The organism is Burkholderia sp. BCC1972 (assembly GCF_905339605.1).
Lineage (GTDB): Bacteria > Pseudomonadota > Gammaproteobacteria > Burkholderiales > Burkholderiaceae > Burkholderia.
Genome location: NZ_CAJPGH010000002.1, coordinates 266,622 through 285,375, shown reverse-complemented (window position 1 = coordinate 285,375; position 18,754 = coordinate 266,622). Strand labels below are relative to the sequence as shown.

Here is an 18,754-nt window from a genome sequence, read left to right as displayed (position 1 = left end):
CGGCCGTCCGGTTTCGTCATACGATTGCGAGGCTCACATGTCTTCATCGACCCCTACCCGCCCGTCGCGCCGCAAAGCCCTGCAATGCATGGCCTTCGGCGGCCTCGGCACGCTGTTTACGCTGTCCGGCGGCATCCTGACGCCGTTCGACCTCGCGCTCGCGCAGACCGGCGACGCGCGCCCGGCCGATGCGGGCAAGCCGCTGTTCGTGCAGATCAGCGATACGCACATCGGCTTCAACAAGGACGCGAATCCCGACGTGTCGGCCACGCTGAAGCAGACGATCGAGCTCGTCAACGGGATGCCCGCAATGCCCGCGCTGGCCATCCATACGGGCGACATCACGCACCTGTCGAAGCCGGAGGAATTCGACCACGCATCGCAGCTGCTGTCCGCGCTGCGCGTGCCGGAGCTGCACACGGTCCCCGGCGAGCACGACGTCACCGACGGTTCGGGTGCCGAATATTTCGGCCGGTTCGGCAAGGCATCGGACAACCGCGGCTATTACAGCTTCGATCACGCGGGCGTGCATTTCATCGGCCTCGTCAACGTGATGCATTTCAAGCCGAACGGGCTCGGCAGCTTCGGCGACGAGCAGCTCGCATGGCTCGCGCAGGATCTGAAGGGGCGTTCGTCGAGCACGCCGATCGTCGTGTTCTCGCACATGCCGATGTGGACCATCTACGAACCGTGGGGCTGGGGCACCGGCGACGCGCCGCAGACGATGGCGCTGCTGCGCCGCTTCGGCTCGGTCACGGTGCTGAACGGGCACATCCACCAGATCGTGTCGAAGGTCGAGGGCAACGTGACGTTCCACACCGCGCGCTCGACCGCGTTCCCGCAGCCGACGGCCGGCAACGGCCCGGGCCCCGTGCCGCTCACGGTGCCGCACGACCGGCTGCCGTCGATGCTCGGCGTGACGACCGTCGAATTCGCCGGCCATCCGGCCGCGTCGTCGCTGCACGATGCGACGCTCGCCTGACCAACACGAGGAGACCGACATGATCCGCTTCAAGCCATCCCGAATCAGCGCGGCACTGATCCTGTGCGCGGCGGCCGCCGGTACGCCGCTCGCCGCGTTCGCGCAGGGTCCGGACGGCCCGCTCGTGACGATCCGCAATTTCATGTTTTCGCCGATGTCGACCACGATCAAGGCCGGCACGACGATCACGTGGAAGAACCTCGACGGGGAGCCGCACACCGTCGTCAACGACGCCGGCATCTTCCATTCGAAGGCGCTCGACCAGGACGAGACGTACTCGTTCCGCTTCGACAAGCCGGGCGTCTACAAGGTGTTCTGCGGGATTCACCCGTACATGAAGGAGACGATCACCGTCGAATGACGCGGCCCGCCCTGCAACGCGCGGACGGACGGCGGACGGCAGCGGCCTACAATGATCGCCGTCCCATTCGCCCGCGTGGCAGACGGAGCCGCCCATGCCCAGGATCGACCTCAGCACCGTGCCCGAACGCCGCGGCAGCGGCTATCCGCGGCCGTTCGACGCGCCGTGCGCGCAGCGCATCCGCCAGCGTCTCGGCGACGCCGGCGGGCTGCACGATTTCGGCGTCAACCTGATGCGCGTGCCGCCCGGCGGCTGGTCGGCCCAGCGCCACTGGCATTCCGACGAGGACGAATTCGTCTATGTGCTCGAAGGCGAACTCGTGATGATCGAGGACGATGGCGAAACCGTGCTGCGCACGGGCGACTGCGCGGCGTTTCCGAAGAACTCGGGCAACGGGCATCACCTCGTCAACCGGTCGCATGCGGTCGCCGTCTATCTCGAAGTGGGCTCGCGCTCACCGGACGACGTGATCACCTGCCCCGACATCGACATGATGAGCCCGAGCCGCGACGGCCGGTTCCTGCACAAGGACGGCACGCCCTACCCGGACGCGTGACGTCCGTCGCCGGGCCGGCCCGCCGCTTCAAAGGGCCGGAAGCGACCGGCGCGGCAGGCAGCGCACAGCGGGTGGTCCCGCGCCGTCGATCGCCTAAACTGAATCGAACTGTTCGGTTCCGACCCACCGTCACACGCAGCGAGGCAAGCCATGACCGCGAGCCAGCCGGCACGAATGGACCTCCCAGGGCAAGTCGTGCTCGTGCTCCAGGGCGGCGGCGCCCTGGGTGCGTTCCAGCTCGGTGTATTCCAGGCGATGGATGAAGCGGGGATCCGGCCCGACTGGGTGGTCGGCACGTCGATCGGCGCAATCAACGCGGCGCTGATCGCCGGGAATCCGCCGGAACGGCGCTACGAGAAACTGTCGGCGTTCTGGCATCGCGTGACCGAACGGACGCGCTTCGACGTCCCACCGCTGATGCCTGGCTGGGACCGGGCACTGGCCGAACTGATGATCATCGGCGGCGGCATCGCGGGCTTCTTCCAGCCCAATCCGGCGTCGTGGCTCGGGCCGATGGTGCGGCTCGGTGTCGATCGCGCGTCGTACTACCGGATCGCGCCGCTGCGCGACACGCTGGCGTCGCTGATCGAACCCGACCTGCTGAACGCGGGCGAGCCGCGCCTGACCGTCAGCGCGGTCAATGCCTGCACGGGGACGATGCGCTATTTCGATTCGCGCGATACGCGGCTCGGCATCGAGCACATCATGAGCTCGGGCGCGCTGCCGCCCGCGTTCCCGGCGATACGGATCGACGGCGCGCCGTACTGGGACGGCGGCGTGTATTCGAATACGCCGGTCGAGGTCGTGCTCGACGACAACCCGCGCCGCAGCTCGATCATCTTCTCGGTACAGATGTGGAATCCGGCCGGCCCCGAGCCCGAGAGCATCTGGCAGGTGTCGGAACGACAAAAGGACATCCAGTACGCGAGCCGCACCGACAGCCACATCGCGCGCCAGCAGCAGATTCACCGGCTGCGTCACGTGATCCGCGAACTGGTCCGGCACGTGCCGGAAGCCGATCGTGCGTCGCCGGCCGTGCGCCGGCTCGCCGCGTGGGGATGCGAAACCACGATGCACCTGATCAAGCTCGCCGCGCCGCGGCTCGACGGCGACAATCAGCTGAAGGATATCGATTTCACGCCGGCCGGCATCGCGGCCCGCCGGCAGGCCGGCTACGACGCGGCGAAACGGGCCATCGCCGCCCGGCCGTGGAACCTGCCGATGGACCCGACGGAAGGCTTGACGATGTTCGATCCGGATGCCCCGCCGATCGCGGCAAAAACGGCATGACGCGCGGGAATCACCACCACGCGCCGACTGCCCCGCACGGTCAGGCGCGCGCGGCCCGGACATGCGCGCGACCGGCCTCGCTCACTTCGACCTCGGCCACGCCGCCCGGCGCATGATGGCGGACCACGTAGCCGCGCGCGCAGGCCTCCTCCCACACCGGCAGGCGCGGGCACGACGTGCGCCACGCGTCGATCACCTCGGCATACGGCCGCGCGCCAGGCCCGATCCATTCGAGCAGGTCGAGGATCAACGGCTCGATCGATGCCGCTTCACGCTCGGGTACGTCCGGGGGCACTACGTGGATCGGCTGCCCATCCGGCTCGAGGTCATCGTCGACGATCGTGATGTTCATGGGGACGCTCCTGGGAACGCCCTCATCCTGAACCGCGAACGCCGCGCAGGGAAATGAATTTATCTTGCCGATTCCTGCATTTTTCTGATCGATCGATTTTCGTCGGGCGCCTGCAAGTCCGCCGCGGTGCCGGCCACCACCGGACACGACTGCGGCAATGCCTGCCCGAACAGCACGGCCAGCCCGCAAGCAGACGTGAGCATGCCGAGCCCGTCGTGCCCGACGCCCGGCACTTCGACGACCTGCTGCGCGAGATCGTCCGGGTGCCGCTTCTTCAGGTAATCGAAATAGGCAAGCCCGCGCGCGAGCCGGTACGGGCCCTGCGCCATCGCCGCACACGAACGGTCGATGAAATGCGTGGTCGGGTTCGTGTCGGCCTGCCCGAGCAGATACACGACATGGCGCGCGACGTAGCGTGTTTCGAGTTCGCGCACGTCCTGCGACGCAACGTAAGGCGGTGCCGACTTCAGCCCGTATTTCCATTCCGTCGCGCGCGGGCAGGTGCCGCCCGCGATCGCGTCGGCATTCGGACGTTCGTCGTCGAAGTACAGGTAGCTCGACGGATTCGCGACCACGTAGCGCACGGCGATGCCGGCCCGTGCGAGCGCGTCGCCTTCGCGCCCGGCCACTGCATAACGCTGCAGCAACTGCGCGCCGGCGGAGTGGCCGATCACGACGACCGTCGTCAGTGACGGATACAGGCCGCGGTCGGCGAAATGCGCGAGCAGCGCGTCGAGCGCGGCAAACGAGCTGACCGGGCCCGGCTGGCGCGCGGGTTCGCCGCCCTTCCATCCTTCCTGGGTCCACGCGAGCGTCGAGGCGGGCAACGAGAAAGCACGCGTATCGGCACGTGTCAGGAACTGCGGCGCGACGACCATCGTGCCGTTGCCGGCCGCGCCGGCCTTCTCGACGACCTTGCGCCCCGACGCGTAGTAACCGTCGGCATTGCGCAGCGTGCCGTGAATCACGATGAACACGCGCGTGACGTCGGGTGCAGCCTTGTCGACCGGATGGTCGGCATACACGGGCAGCATCGCGCTGCCCTGCGGCGTGTCGACGGCCAGACGCTGGTCGGCGACGGCCTTCACCGGCGCGTCGAGACGTTCGCGCTGGGTGGGCGTCGCGGCTTCGACCCGGTGCGCGCCACCCAGGACGCCGATGGCCGCGGCGAGCGGAATCGCAAACGACAGGAATCGGGCGGCCGGCAGCACGCGTGAGCGCCGGACGCTTGCAAAGGCAACGGAAATGAGGGACATGGCGGCAGATCGAGTGGCGGATATCGTTTTAACGGCGATGGTCGCAGAATCCGTCGCGCGCTGCCGGCCCGTTGCGAAACCCGGGTCAGTCGGCCGGCTCGGAAACCTGCCCGGCGTCGGCTCGGGTTTGGCGCGCGTCGCCGCGCCGCGCGTTCCGGCCCCCGGCCGCCGGCGGCACGCCGCCCGCCGCCACGGCGAGCAACGGGCGCTCGGGATGCACGAACAGCCACAGCACCGCGCCACAGGCCGCCGCGGCGCCGATCACGACCATCCCGCTGCCCCAGCTGCCGGTGACCTTGACGACGAGCGCGAGCGCCATCGGCCCCGCGACGTTCGACAGCGCGCCCCACACGTTGGTCCAGCCCGACATCACGCCGGCGAACGGCCGCCCGAGATCCTGCGCGGCCGACCATACGACGACCTGCACGAACCCGACGGCCGCAAACGACAGGCACAGCAGCGCGATGACCGCGGCGATCGCCTCCGCGCGCGACGCGGCGACGAGTGCCAGCGCGCTCACGACGAATCCCGCGATCGCGACCGGCGTGCGCGCCCAGTAGATCGAGCCCGTTTTCCTCAGCAGCCGGTCGCTGACGGCGCCCGCGACGAATACCGCCACGAACACGGCAACCCACGGCAGCGACGCGTATATCCCCATCGCCTTCAACGACAGCCCGCGTGCGCGCATCAGGTAAGTCGGCAGCCACGTCGTGTAGAAGCTCTGGATCAGCACGAGCAGGAAATACTGGATGCCGAAGATCCAGAAGCGCCCCAACCGCAGGCAACGCACGAGCGAACCCGACGCGGCCGCGTGGCCGGGCGGCTGGCCGGCCGCGATGTAGTCCGCCTCGGCCCGCGTGATGAGCGGATGCGACGCCGGCGCATCGCGGTAGCCGAACCACCAGATCGCACCGAGCAGCAGGCCAAGCGCGCCGAATCCGTAGAAGACGGCATGCCAGCCGAAATGGACGATCGTCCAGGCCGTGAGCGGCGCCGACACGATCGGGCCCAGATACAGCCCCGCGAGCAGCACCGCGTTGCCTTTCGCGCGCTCGCCGGCCGGAAACCAGCGCTTGAGCGCGACGACGCTGCTCGACCAGTCGGCCGACTGCGCGCCGCCGAGCACCAGCCGGCAACCGAACAGCCAGGCGAACGAACCGCCGAGCGGCGTGACGATCATCATCAGCGACCACAGCGTGCTCGTGCCGAACAGCACGCGGCGCGATCCGAAGCGCTCGGCCGCGCGACCGGCCGGAATCTGGCCGATCGCATAGGCCCAGAAGTAGATCGTCAGGATCATCGACATCTCGACGATCGACAGGCCGAGTTCGCCCTGGATCGTCGGTGCGGCCACGGCCATCGCCGCGCGATCGAGCGTCATCACGAAGGTCAGCGGCGCGACCAGAAACGCAACGATCGTCCAGCGGAGATGGTTCACGTGGCGCGGCATCGTGTGGCTCCCGGATCGGCCGTCAGGCGTCGTGCGGGCCGGACGCCCGGCCCGGTTCGCACTGCATCCGCTGCACGAGCGCGGCCAGTTCGCCGATATGCGTGGATACTGCCTGCTTGCCGGCGCGCGCCCACGCATCGAACGACGTCATGCCGGTCACCGCGCCGACGAACGGCACGCCGGCGCGCTCGGCCGCCTGCGCGTCCACCGCGTGGTCGCCGACGTAGATCGCCGCGCGGGCCGGCAGACCGAGCCGCGCCAATGCCTGTACGAGCCCCTCGGGATCCGGCTTGTGACGCTGCACGTCTTCCGCGCCGATCAACACGTCGACCAGCGGTCGCAGGTTGTTGCGTTCGAGAATCGCGTCGATCCGGTAGCGAAACTTGGACGACACGATCGCAACGGCGAGCCCCTGCTCGCGCAACCGCGCAAGCAGCGAAGGCACCTCGGGATAGATGCGCGTACCGGGCACCATGATCTCGTCGGCACGCGCGACGAAGTGCCGTGCGAACGCTTCCGCCCGCGCCGGTTCCGTTTCGTCCGTCAACGCGCGGAACATCTGCGGCAGCGGCAGCCCGATCACGGCGGCGATCTGCGCCGGCGTCGCGCGTGCCGCGCCGAGCTGACGCAACGCGTATTCCGTGCACTCGATGATCGCCGCGGACGAATCCGCTAGCGTCAGGTCGAAGTCGAAGATGACGGCCCGGACAGACATGCAAGGACTCCGCAAACAAAAAATGGATCACGCTCGACGCGTGACCCGGAACGATGTCGCGAGGCGCACCGGGCGCGGACGATCAACGCGCCTGGCCCGATTGCTCGCGATCGGCCGCGTCCAGCCCCTCCGGGTCGCGCTTCGCCCACTGTCTTGCCCATCCCAGCAACGGCTGCAGCGCCGCTTCGAGCCGCCGGCCTTCGGCGGTCATGCAATAACCGCCCTCCCCGTGCTCGACGAGGCCCGACGCCTTGAGCTCGGCCAGCCGCGTGTTGAGCAGGCGCGCGTTCGTTTCGCAGGCTTCCTGCAATGCGCGGAACGTGAGCGGCGCGCCTCGCAGCTCCCACAGGATGCGCAGCGCGGTGCGGCGCCCGAGCAGATCCAGCACGACCATGATGGGCCGCCCCGTCGTCGATCCGCGAACGCGTTGTCCGATTCTTGGTGTCGTCATGCTTTACTTTTTAAAGCAATCGGCAGGCAGAGTCAATCGCCTGAACCGAGCCTCTCTTCTGCTTTACTTTTTAAAGCACGGTGTCTACGCTGCCACTGACGCTGAACCGGAACGGGTCCCGGTCGGAAGTGGAGATTTCCGGCTTGGATTCCTCTCCGTCCGGTTGCAAACCGCAACCGGACGGTCGACAGGTCGATCAACCTCAATTGCTGAAGATCAGACCGCGAGCGGCGCCATTGACGTAAATCCGGCCATAGGTGTTCCAGTCGCCGGCCATCACGCCGGAGTCGCCGAATTGGTGCGCGTCATCGTTGAAGCGCGACCACGTTGCACCGCCGTCGTCGGAATGGTAGATGCCCCAGACGCCGTTCATCGTGCCTTCCACGTAGACCGCGGCCGAGTATGGCGAACCGGTCGGCGCCCTGCCCAGCGCGATCACGGTGGCGCCCGGTGTGTTGCTGGTCGACGCAAAGGCGCCGAGTTTCGTCCAGGTCGCGCCCGAGTCCACCGAGTGGTACACGGCCGTGCCGTCGGCCAGCCAGAGGTCGCCCTCGGCGTTCGGATTGACCGCCATCGACGTATCGCGCCACGAATTCCAGGCCAGGTTCGCGTTCACCGAGCCCTGGCTCAGCGTGAACGTGTGGCCGCCGTCGTTCGACACGTAGATCTTGCCGCGCTGCCAGCTCCACGATGCGCCGCCGGAGTCGTACGCATAGACCTTCTTCGGGTTCTTGCGGTCCGCGGCCAGGCGATAGGCACGCTGGAAGCCGTTCCAGGTCGCACTGAACGCCGGCAGGTTGGTCGCGGTCCAGCTGGCGCCATTGTTTGTCGTGTACGACGGCACCGAGTCCGGCGGTGCCCAGGTCACGTTGTTGCGGGACGGGACGACCAGGTTGCCCACGTTGCTCTGGCTGGCCGCGGCGCCGTTGGGCAGCGACGCGAACGTCGCCCAGCTGTTGCCGCTGTCGCCCGACCAGAAGCCCTTGGTGGCATGGCCGTTGGCGTTGTCGACGCCCGCGGCGGCGATGTACGTCGGATCGGACCACGACATGTCGGCCGAATTGCCGCTGCTCCATGTGTTCAAAGGGCCTTTCGTCGGCCTCGTCGAGAGATCCGTATTGACCCACGTGCCGATGTCGCCGGCGCTGTTGATGAACTTGTACGACGCACCGGGCGGCGCCGTGACGAGCGCCAGCGTCACGGTTTCCTCGAGGTTGTCGACCTTGGCGCTCCAGGTGGGCGTCGGCGACGACGCGTTCATGGTTTCGCAGATACCGCCGCCGTGGACGTGCATGACGTGATCGCGATTGGCCGGGTCGATGGTGACGCCCTCGACCCAGCCGGCGCAGCCACCCGCGGCAAGGCCGGTGTGCGGCATGCCGGCCTCGATTTCACGCCACGTACTGCCGCCGTCGTCGGACAGCTGGATGGTCTTGCTGGTGTCGCTCCAGCCCGTCATGCCCAGTGCGATGCGGGCGGACGCGCCCAGACCGGAGACGGACAGGCCGCCAAAGCCATTGCTGCTGGAGCTCTTGAGCAGCGTCCAGTTGCTGTTGTTGCTTCCGCCGAACTTGTAGAGATAGCTCGGTCCGCCGATGCCCTGGCCGACGCCCGCGTTGAACACCACGTAGAAGTTGCCGTCGGACGTGCGCACGACGTGCGGGATGTAGTAGCCGGACACCGTCGACGGGACGGGCACCGGCGTCCACGAGAAGCCGCCGTTGGTGGACTTGTACAGCGTCGACGTCAGGCCCGCCGCGTTGGCGTAGTCCGGGGCGACGGTGGCCCACATGATCCAGGTCGGCTGGCCGCCGCCCGTGCCCGACGTGTCGAAGATGACCTGCTCGACGCCCAGCGGAGAGCCGCCGCCGCTGATCGTGGTGGAGGACAGACCCGTGACCTGCGTCCAGGTGCGGCCCGAATCGGCACTCTTCCACAGGCCGGCCGTGCGCGATCCGTAGAACAGCGTCGACGGATTGTTGGGGTCGACCTGCAGGCGCTCGCCCGTGGCGCGGCCGTTGTCGTTGCCGCCCACCGGGAACGGCAGGTCGTAGTGCGTCCAGGTGTTGCCACGGTTGCTCGAGATGTAGATGCGGCCGTTGTGACCCTGCGTCACGGTAATGCCGGTCATCATGTAGACGAGCTGATCGTTGTTCGGGTCGAGCGCGAGGCTTTCGACACCGTGGAAGTCGCCTTCGCCCGAACCGAAACCGATGCCGTCGGTAATCGGCGTCCACGTCGAGTTGGTCGCGTTCCAGCGGTACGCGCCGCCAACGTCGGTGCGTGCGTACAGCAGGCTCGCGTTGGCTGGATGGTAGATGAGGCCGGTGACATAGCCACCGCCGCCCCACTTGACGCTGGTCCAGCTGGCCGCCGGCAGGTTGCTGCCGCTGCCATTTCCGCCGATCTGACTACGATTGGCAGCTACATTGGCCCCCACCTTGGTCACGCCTGTCGCGCTATCGGATCCGTCACCACAGCCCCATAACGTACACGCCATCGCCGCCGCGGCAATCCATCGTCGAGAAAACATAGTCATCCGAAAGGTCCTTGAAGGGAGAGGTCCATCGCAGGGCCCGCCACCGGGCCCCGCGCAATCAATGCGCCATGAGCGATGCAATCTGCGCAGCGCCGAGCGCACCGCGATAGATGCGGAAATCGTCGATCAGGCCGTGGAACGTGGCGTCGGCACTGTATTGCGATTTGCCCAGCCAGTTCTGCGTGGTACTGCCAAGGCGGAACGGCGCCTGGAACATCGCCGTGTTGGTACTGACGGGCGTGCCGTCCACGTATATCGTGCCGGTCGAACCCGACAGCGTGACGGCCACATGCACCCATCGCTTGCTCGGCAGCTCGGTGGGGGCGTCGATGATCTGTTCCGGCGGGCCGTCACCGGGGCCGTTGGCCGTCATGGCGAAGCGCATGCCGGCCCAGCCGTTGCGCATCTGCCCACGCGGCGTGAACATCATGTAGCGGTGGAAGCCCGTGCCGAAGTCGAACAGGCGTGCCCACGTTTGCGCGCCGTTCCAGAACACCCAGCTGGCGATGGTGAAGTCCGACACATCGACCAGCAGATCGTCGGGCAAGGCCACATACGCGCCCGAGCCGTTGAGCGAGACCGCGTTGCCGCTGTGCCCCGCCGCCCACGTTGCGCCGTTGAGCGTGCCATTGCGCCCGTTGCCCGAGCTATCGGCGACCGTGATGCCGCTGCCTTCATCAAATGTCAGATGCGCGAGCAGCTGCTGCGTCGTGATCACTTTCACTTCGTTGGAGAGCGCCGATTCGCCCGCAATCGTTTGCGCTGTCACGACATAAAAATACGTGCCGGCACCGGCTGGCATATCGGTATAGGTCAGCAGATCGGTGATACCGCTCTGGATGGTGCTGTACGGACCGCCGGCAATGGTGGCGCGCTTGACGTTGTAGCTGACGGCGTTGCTGCTGCCCCACCACGACAGCACCACCTTGCCAGCGCTGGCGTAGCCGGTCAGGCCGGTCGGCGTTGCGGCTGGAGTGCCGGGGTCGAGCGTGCAGGTGAGCGTGCCGTAGCCAAGCTGGTCGAAGCCGCCACTGTTGGGGCCGTAGTTGCCGCCGCCGCCTTCCGGCGCCACAAGCTCGGCAGCGCGCTTGGTGTAAGGCGCCGCCAGACCTTTGCGGTTGACGTAATGGTTGGCCACCAGCGCCCAGCAGGGCCGCCCCAGGGCATTGCCTTGCCCGCCGGCGGCGAACTGCGTCTGGATGACGCCGGCGCTGTTCTGGTACGTGACGAAAGGCACCGTGTAGAACGCGCCGCCTGCCTGCTTCAGGTTGGCCTTGGCCACGTATTCCGCGCCCGCCAGAAAGCGATTGTTGTCGTAGCCGTACAGGTCGATGCCCTGGTTCCACGCCATCTCGCAAATGGCGCCCGTCAATGCAATGCCGAGCGTGCTGTGGCCCTGGTCGCGGCCGGCTTCCTGCCATTGCCCGAGGTTGCCGGGGTGCAGGTAGTACACGGCTTGCCGGATACAGCCGTTGCTGCCACCGGTCTTGAAATGGGTGATGGCCTCGTTGACGAGTTCGGCATCGTCGCACAGCACGCCGATGGCCAGGACGCACGCGATGTTGGCCAGGCCCCAGTTGGCCCAGTAGTGCGTGTCCATCGCGGTGTCGATGCGGGTCAGGAAGGCATGGCTGACCGGGTAGAAGACATTGCGCATCATTGCCTGAAACGCCGCGAGTCCGGCCGGACTCCAGCCGCTGTAGCCGCGCATGATTTCGGCTGCGTTGGCGAACTCGTAGCCGTAGATGCCGGCAGCGAGCGCCACGTCGCTGCCGCCAAGCGTCGTCAGCGTCGACGCCCATTGGTCCAGATACTCCACAGCTTTGTCGGCATAGCGTTTGTCGTCCGACACCTTCCAGCGCAGCGCGTCGCCATAGGCGGCGGCGATGTCGTTGTAGAGCGCGCCGTAGTTCTGACCATGAGTGGGATCATTGCCGCGGTAGATGCCGACCTGCGGGTTCGGCTTGTTCGTCAGCCGCGTGTGACCGTTGGCGACGAGCACGTTCCAGCTGTCGATCCACGGGGAAGCGTGGGCGCCGACTTTGGCGCGCATGCGTTCGAAATCCGCCTCGGTATGCAGCAAGCCGGGATGCGTGAAGGCGCGGGTTTGGGCAGTGCCTGCAGACGTCGCCCCTGCGTCGATACCGTCCGAAGCCGGAGCCACTCCGGATGGCTGGCCGGTGCCGTTTGCCGAGGTACGCTCACCGCCTGTAACCGCATTGCTTCCGTCACCGCCGCATCCGGCCAGAAGCGTTGCACCGAGCCCCATCACGAAATGGCGTCGTGCAATATTCTCGATGTCGCCGAGTGGGACGACTTCCTCGGACAGCATCGTCGATGCTCCGTTGTCTCGCATGTCTGGATCCCCAGTTTTTTAGCTATGGTCGAAGCGGCATAAATGTACGAACCGTTCCGTATTCATCAGGAACGCGTAGCATTCTATCCAGCACGACAGGGATGTAATCAAGCGAAAAAAAAACATATTCATCACTGACATGCAACTGTCACATCGGTGATGCAGATTTTGGGACCCGTTGCGAAGCTTGACGTCGAAAGTTGAAATGTCTGCTCCGAGACAACAAGCGGTCACGTGTCCATAGCGTGCCAGGGGCTCGTACGTCATCGGCCGCTGCGTACTTTACGGGGGCGGTTACGCGAAGGGGAACGGGCCTTCGAAATGCCCCACGTAACACAAGTGGGAGACCGCTGACCGACCTCGATCCGTCCAGCGATGCAGCATGTATGCAGGCGGTTCGAGAAAAGAAGCGGGCTGCGCGTCCGCTTCCACTCGCAGCGCAATCTGAGTGGTCGTGCTCGGGCAGGTGAATACCGGAACGCTCCCAAGACGCGTCTGCATCGACCGGTGGACGTGCCCGGCAAGAATGCGATCTACGTTGCCATGCCGCGCTAGAACCATCGCAAACGCATCCGCATTTCGCAACCCGTAGATGTCCAGATAAGGAATGCCGGTCGTGAACGGTGGATGATGCATGACGATAACCACGGTCCGGCTGCGATGCTCGGTCAGTTCAGTGTCGAGCCACGCCAAGGTTTCGGCGTCCAGTTCACCGTGATGTAGTCCAGGAACGGAGGTGTCCAGCGCCACGAGGCGTAGTTCGCCCACGTCCAGCGCGAACGAGAGTGCCCCCTCGTTCGGAAGCCACGCGTGATCCGGGAACGCGGCTCGCAGATTGCCACGGTCGTCGTGATTACCCGGCAGGACCACGAACGGTCGCCTCAACTCGACAAGCAACTCGCGAAGCTTTCGATACTCGTCTTCGGTGCCCTCGTCCGTAAGGTCGCCGGAGATGACAACCATGTCTGGCTCGGGTCGAATGCGGTTCACCGAATCGACGGCTGCCGAAAACATTGCGTTTGAATCGACGACGTCTTGATACAGGGCGCCGTGAGGCCGGACATGAATATCCGAAAGTTGTGCGATGACCGTCACTCGGCGCTCCGTTGGCTTTGACCTGCCCGTACATGAATCAAAGAGATTCTAGGCCGGACAAAATTCGCCCATCGACAGAGCCTTTCCGTGACAACGATCTTGCTCCACGCGCTCCCAGTTGTGCGTCCGAGCGGCTGATTCGCGATGACAAGCAAACGCCGGGTGGCGAAGCACGAACGACCGCTTCCGCCGGAAGCCGCCAGCCACCGCCCTGCGCCACTCGACCGGCAACGTCCAACCGTGGCTGTGCAGTTCGGCGTCCCACTATGTGACGGGGCAGTCGACTTCGGCGGGCGGCGCGCTCGTCATTCGCCGAGCGCGCCGCCGCACGACGCATCAACGCGACGCGCCCTCGTCGTGCGCGGGCCCCATCATCAGGACATCCGACAACTTCAGCACGGGACAATGCGCACCGGCGCCGGCAACGGCATCGCGGTACGTATCCGTGACGGCCGCCGCGATCGCATGGGCGGCCTCGACGCCTTCGGCCATCGCCGAGTAGTAGGACAGATCCTTGAGCGCATTCGCCATATGGAACGGCAGCGCGGACGTGTCGCCCGTCTCCAGGAACGGACGCAGCCGGTTCAGCGCGGCGCCGCCGCCACCGCCGTTGGCGAGCACGTCGGCCAGCACCGCGACGTCCACGCCCGAGCGCTTCGCGCACGCAACGGCTTCCGACAGCAGCGCGATGGTCCCGAGCGAAACATAGTTGTGCAGCAGCTTCATGCTGTGGCCGGCCCCGACATCGCCGACGCGCGTGATGTTTTCCGCGAAGCACGCGAGCACCGGCCTGATCTCCGCGAACACCGCGGGCGACGCACCGACCAGCAGGTTCAGCCGGCCCTCGTGCGCCTCCCTGGCGCCGCGCGTCATCGGCGCGTCGACGAAACGGCCGCCCGCCGCTTCGACCCGCCGTGCCATCCTGACGGTCGACTCGGGAACGGCGGTCGAACAATCGACGACGATCGCGTTGTCCTTCAGGCCGGCCAACACGCCGTCGTCACCGGTGAGCACCGCTTCCACTTCGGGGGAGCCCGTCACGCAGAGGATGATGACGTCCGCTTGCGCGGCCAGTTCGCGCGCGGTCCGCACGGTCCGTACGCCGCCGCGCAGCAATTCGTCGAGCGGCTGGTTGCCCGGATGCTCGACGACCGTGAGCGGATAGCCGTGCTTCAGCACGTTGCGCGCAATGCCATGCCCCATCAAACCTACGCCGATCAGGCCAATCTGCTGTTTCATGTCGTTCCCGTCAAAAGATGGCGCCGCGACGCAGTGTCCGCGGCGAAATGGATTGCCGCTACCGGTCGACCAGCCGCGACGGCAGCAGCATCGTGAGGACGATGCCCGACAGCAGGCACCCGACCATCAGGAACAGCGGCGCGGCGAGACTGCCCGACATCTGCTTCAGGTAGCCGACCGCGTAGGGCCCGAAGAAGCCGCCGAGATTCCCGAACGAACTGATCACCGCGATACCCATCGATACCGACGCGGTGCCGAGCGCCGCGGTCGGCATGCTCCAGAACAGCGGCGGAAACGAGATGAGCCCCGCGTTCGCGATGCAGAGCGCGAACATGCCGAGCCACAGCTGATCGTGCCAGACGACCGACAGCCCGAGCCCGGTCGCGCCCATCAGCAAAAGCGCGGCGACGTGCAGCCGCTGCCGGCCGCGCCGGTCCGCGCTGCGTCCGAACAGGACCATCACGACCACGGCCACCGCATTCGGCAGCGCGGCGAGCAAGCCGATGACGAAATCGCTGCCGATGCCCATCTGCTTGATCATCGTCGGCGCCCAGAATGTATAGCCGTAAATCGCGAACACGTCGAGAAAGTAGATCACGCAGAATGCCCACACGAGCCAGTTCGAGAACAGACCGCGGTGATCGATCGACTCGGTCGTCGCACGATCTTCCTTCAGCACGCGCGCCAGGATGGCGCGGTCCGCGGGCGAGAAGCGCTCGCTGCGCGTGACGTCGTCGTCGAGCCCCTTCCATACGTAGAAGGCGGCCAGGAACGCCGGCAGCGCCTCGAGGGCGAAGATCCATTTCCATCCCGGGATCTGCAGCGCCCCGTCGAAATACTGAAGGATGAAGCCGGTCAACGGCGATCCGATCAACCCGGCCAGCGCGAGCGCCGCATAGAACATCGACAGGATTCTCGCGCGCCGCCGCCCCGGGAACGAACGGGCCATGTAGAGCACGATGGCCGGGATGAAGCCGGCCTCGGCGACGCCGAGCAGAAAGCGCATCACGTAGAACTGCATCGGCGTCGACACGAACGCCGTCAATCCCGAAACGACGCCCCACGACACGACGATCCGCGTGATCCAGCGGCGCGGCCCGACGCGCACCAGCAGCATGTTGCTCGGCACCTCGAAGATCACGTAACCGAGAAAGAATATCCCTGCACCGAAGCCGAACACTGCTTCGGAGAAGCCCAGGTGCTGGCTCATCTGCAGTTTGGCGAAGCTGACGTTCACGCGATCGATGTACGACGTGACGTACGCGAACATCAGGATGGGCAGGATTTGCACGGCGAGCCGACGAAAGATCCGGTCCTCCGTTGCGAGGTCGTGCGCCGAGGCCGGGGCTGCGAGGTCGCCCGGGTTGCAGGTCGCGTCGATTTCCACGTTTGTCTCCGAAAGTTCTTGGATGGCCCCGCGTGCATGCTTGCATCGGCGCGCGTGCAGTCGCTGTCGAGATAGGTGTGTGCGACAGGGGACGGTTCGAATCTACCGGCTGCCCCGCGCACTCGATATGCGAAATCCTTCAAGCGGCACTTCGAATATCTCGAACGCACGGGCCGGCCGGCATCGTACGGTGCGATGCACAAGCCGCCGAACAAACGGATTCCAGCCGCCGATCGCTCGCACGACACGGGCCGGTGCAGCGTGACGGCGGCGTCGCGGTGTGCGGCGCACCATTCGCGGCCAGTCAGGGTTAGCACCACTTCGCTCGACACCATGGAGCGCATCGATGAATGACATACTTGCCGCAGTTTCAATCGGAGTCCGCGCTTGTTCGATCTCACGTCCCTCGCCCTGTTCGTCCGTGCAGCCGAGCTGGGCAGCCTGTCGCGCGCCGCGCAGCAGTCCCACATGTCGCTTTCCACCGCAAGCCGCCGGATCGCGCTGCTCGAGCATCACTTCCGCGTGGTGCTGCTGAACCGCACGGTGGCCGGCGTCGAGCTCACACCTGCCGGCGAAGCACTGTTGCGCCACGCGACCGACCTGCTGCTACGCACCGATGCGATCTACAGCGAGCTGTCCGACTATACGAAAGGCGCGGTCGGCCGCGTCCGCGTGTTCGCGAACATCTCGGCGATCAGTCAGGATCTTCCCGATCAGTTGCGCACCTTTTCGCAACGCTATCGCGACATCAAGCTGCAGATCAGCGAGCTGAGAAGTTCCGACATCCTGCAGGCGCTGCGCGAAGGCCGCGCGGACGTCGGCATCGTCACGTCGCGCTCCGCGCCCGAAGGGATCCACCTCGCCCCTTACTGCATGGACCGGGCCAGCGTGGTCGTGCCCGACGACTACCCGCTCACCGGCGACGCGATCGACTTCAGCGCGCTGCTCGACCACGATCTGGTCGCGCTCGACGACCGCTCGGAACTCACGCGTTCGCTCGTCCGGGAAGCGGCACTGCTCGGCAAGTCGGTCCGCTTCCGCGTGCAGGTGCAGAGCTTCGAAGCGATGTGCCGGCTGATCGCCGCAGGGCAAGGCATCGGCATCCTGCCCGAGCGCGCGGTCGCGCTGTTTCGCGATCCGATGCACCTGCGCTTCATCCGCCTCAACGATCCGTGGGCGAACCGCGTCATGTCGGTCGGCATTCGCGCCGGCGCCGTGCCGCTGCCGACGCGCAAGCTGTTCGAGTTCCTCGCATCGTTCGCGCCGCCCTCGCTCGTCTCCGGTGACGCCGGGCAATCGACCGACTGACTGTGCCGCCACGCGGCCGCGCGCGCCGGCGTGTTGCAGATATTCGAAGGTCCCGTTCACGGATCCGCACTTCCTTGCGGCGCCTGCGACGCAGTAGATTCGACGAACAGATTCAACAGTCCGCCGGTTACCGCAACGGAAGAGACACAGGAGACACGCCGACGCGATCCGATGTGATCCGACGTGATCGGAGGCAGCGTCGCGTATCAACGGCCACCGCGCAGCAATTCGATGCTGTCCGGCTCGCACACCCTCCCCGTGTCTGCCCCTCCCGTCCGGGACGCCAGCTTCGTCATGGAGGCTTCCCGCAAAATGAAGAACCCGCACCGCATCGCGGTCATCGCCGGCGACGGCATCGGCAAGGAAGTGATGCCCGAAGGCCTGCGCGTGCTGCGCGCTACCGCGGACCGCTTCGACATTCCGCTGGCATTCGACGAGTTCGGCGACTGGTGTACCGATCACTACGTTCGCCACGGCACGATGATGCCGGCCGACTGGGCACGGCAGATCGGCGCGCACGACGCCATTTTCTTCGGCGCCGTCGGCGCGCCCGATATCGTGCCGGACCACGTCGCCGTGTGGGAATCGCTGATCAAGATCCGGCGCGAGTTCGATCAATACGTGAACCTGCGCCCCGTGCGCCTGATGCCGGGCGTGCCCGCGCCGCTCGCCGGGCGCCAGCCGGGCGACATCGACTTCATCGTCGTGCGCGAGAACACGGAAGGCGAGTATTCGTCGGTGGGCGGCCGGATGTTCGCCGGGACCGACCGCGAGATCGCCGTGCAGCAGTCGGTGTTCTCGCGCATCGGCGTCGACCGCGTGCTCAGGTTTGCATTCGAACTCGCCCGCTCGCGCCCTCGCAAGCAGCTGACGGCGGCGACGAAATCCAACGGCATCTCGATCACCATGCCGTTCTGGGACGAGCGCGTCGCGGAGATCGCCCGCTCGTTCCCGGACATCGAAACGCGCAAATATCACATCGACATACTGTGCGCGCACTTCGTCCAGAATCCGGATCGCTTCGATGTCGTCGTCGCCTCGAACCTGTTCGGCGACATCCTGTCCGACCTCGGCCCGGCCTGCACCGGCACGATCGGCATCGCGCCGTCGGCGAACCTGAACCCGGAGCGCCGCTTCCCTTCGCTGTTCGAGCCGGTGCACGGCTCGGCGCCCGACATCGCGGGTCGCGGCATCGCGAATCCGATCGGCCAGATCTGGTCGGCCGCGTTGCTGCTTCAACACCTCGGTCGCGGCGAATCGCGCTACGAAGCCGCGGCCGCCGAAATCGTCGCCGCGATCGAATCCGTGCTCGTCGCCGGCCCGCGCACCCGCGACATGGGCGGCACGGCCACCACCGAAGAACTGGGCGCCGCGATTGCGCACGCCATCGCGAATCCCGCATCGATCGAGGAATGAC

The 18,754-nt window shown here is 66.4% G+C and carries 16 protein-coding genes; 6 read left to right on the top strand and 10 right to left on the bottom strand.

Annotated features, from left to right (window positions below):
* Positions 1-37: 37 nt before the first annotated feature.
* The 4 genes from U5798_RS04780 (at position 38) to U5798_RS04765 (ending at position 3,189) form a co-directional block, all read left to right on the top strand.
* Positions 38-982, top strand: coding sequence for a metallophosphoesterase family protein (locus tag U5798_RS04780; RefSeq protein WP_124449847.1), 945 nt, complete (start codon positions 38-40; stop codon positions 980-982).
* Positions 983-1,001: 19 nt separating this feature from the next.
* Complete coding sequence (locus tag U5798_RS04775; RefSeq protein WP_322081371.1) at positions 1,002-1,343, top strand: cupredoxin family copper-binding protein; 342 nt, start codon at positions 1,002-1,004, stop codon at positions 1,341-1,343.
* A gap of 94 nt (positions 1,344-1,437) precedes the next feature.
* Complete coding sequence (locus U5798_RS04770) at positions 1,438-1,899, top strand: cupin domain-containing protein (RefSeq protein WP_322081370.1); 462 nt, start codon at positions 1,438-1,440, stop codon at positions 1,897-1,899.
* A gap of 150 nt (positions 1,900-2,049) precedes the next feature.
* Positions 2,050-3,189, top strand: coding sequence for a patatin-like phospholipase family protein (locus U5798_RS04765; RefSeq protein ID WP_322081369.1), 1,140 nt, complete (start codon positions 2,050-2,052; stop codon positions 3,187-3,189).
* Between the two features lie 40 nt (positions 3,190-3,229).
* Here the strand turns inward: U5798_RS04765 and U5798_RS04760 are convergent, their stop codons facing one another.
* The 10 genes from U5798_RS04760 to U5798_RS04715 all read right to left on the bottom strand — a co-directional run bounded on the left by U5798_RS04760 (position 3,230) and on the right by U5798_RS04715 (position 16,029).
* Positions 3,230-3,541, bottom strand: coding sequence for a 3-phosphoglycerate dehydrogenase (locus U5798_RS04760; RefSeq protein WP_322081368.1), 312 nt, complete (start codon positions 3,539-3,541; stop codon positions 3,230-3,232).
* Between the two features lie 59 nt (positions 3,542-3,600).
* Complete coding sequence (locus U5798_RS04755; protein WP_124449837.1) at positions 3,601-4,797, bottom strand: alpha/beta fold hydrolase; 1,197 nt, start codon at positions 4,795-4,797, stop codon at positions 3,601-3,603.
* Positions 4,798-4,882: 85 nt separating this feature from the next.
* Complete coding sequence (locus U5798_RS04750; RefSeq protein WP_185658135.1) at positions 4,883-6,235, bottom strand: MFS transporter; 1,353 nt, start codon at positions 6,233-6,235, stop codon at positions 4,883-4,885.
* 34 nt (positions 6,236-6,269) lie between these two features.
* Positions 6,270-6,962, bottom strand: a complete 693-nt coding sequence (locus U5798_RS04745) for an HAD family hydrolase (RefSeq protein WP_124449832.1) — start codon at positions 6,960-6,962, stop codon at positions 6,270-6,272.
* A gap of 82 nt (positions 6,963-7,044) precedes the next feature.
* Positions 7,045-7,356 (bottom strand): winged helix-turn-helix transcriptional regulator, encoded by a 312-nt coding sequence (locus U5798_RS04740; RefSeq protein WP_226196263.1) that lies wholly within the window; start codon positions 7,354-7,356, stop codon positions 7,045-7,047.
* A gap of 259 nt (positions 7,357-7,615) precedes the next feature.
* Complete coding sequence (locus U5798_RS04735; RefSeq protein ID WP_322081367.1) at positions 7,616-9,853, bottom strand: dockerin; 2,238 nt, start codon at positions 9,851-9,853, stop codon at positions 7,616-7,618.
* A gap of 157 nt (positions 9,854-10,010) precedes the next feature.
* Positions 10,011-12,284 (bottom strand): LamG-like jellyroll fold domain-containing protein, encoded by a 2,274-nt coding sequence (locus U5798_RS04730; protein ID WP_322081366.1) that lies wholly within the window; start codon positions 12,282-12,284, stop codon positions 10,011-10,013.
* A 318-nt stretch (positions 12,285-12,602) separates the two neighbouring features.
* Positions 12,603-13,403 carry a phosphodiesterase gene (locus U5798_RS04725; protein ID WP_322081365.1) on the bottom strand — a complete coding sequence of 267 codons (801 nt, stop codon included), beginning with the start codon at positions 13,401-13,403 and terminating at the stop codon, positions 12,603-12,605.
* Positions 13,404-13,739: 336 nt separating this feature from the next.
* Complete coding sequence (locus tag U5798_RS04720; protein WP_322081364.1) at positions 13,740-14,642, bottom strand: NAD(P)-dependent oxidoreductase; 903 nt, start codon at positions 14,640-14,642, stop codon at positions 13,740-13,742.
* A 58-nt stretch (positions 14,643-14,700) separates the two neighbouring features.
* Positions 14,701-16,029 carry an MFS transporter gene (locus tag U5798_RS04715; protein WP_322081363.1) on the bottom strand — a complete coding sequence of 443 codons (1,329 nt, stop codon included), beginning with the start codon at positions 16,027-16,029 and terminating at the stop codon, positions 14,701-14,703.
* Positions 16,030-16,416: 387 nt separating this feature from the next.
* On the opposite strand from U5798_RS04715, the gene U5798_RS04710 reads away from it, so the two are divergent.
* Both U5798_RS04710 and U5798_RS04705 read left to right on the top strand, forming a co-directional pair.
* Positions 16,417-17,337 carry a LysR family transcriptional regulator gene (locus U5798_RS04710; RefSeq protein WP_322081362.1) on the top strand — a complete coding sequence of 307 codons (921 nt, stop codon included), beginning with the start codon at positions 16,417-16,419 and terminating at the stop codon, positions 17,335-17,337.
* A 312-nt stretch (positions 17,338-17,649) separates the two neighbouring features.
* Positions 17,650-18,753, top strand: a complete 1,104-nt coding sequence (locus U5798_RS04705; protein WP_322081361.1) for a tartrate dehydrogenase — start codon at positions 17,650-17,652, stop codon at positions 18,751-18,753.
* The last annotated feature ends 1 nt before the right edge of the window (position 18,754 follow it).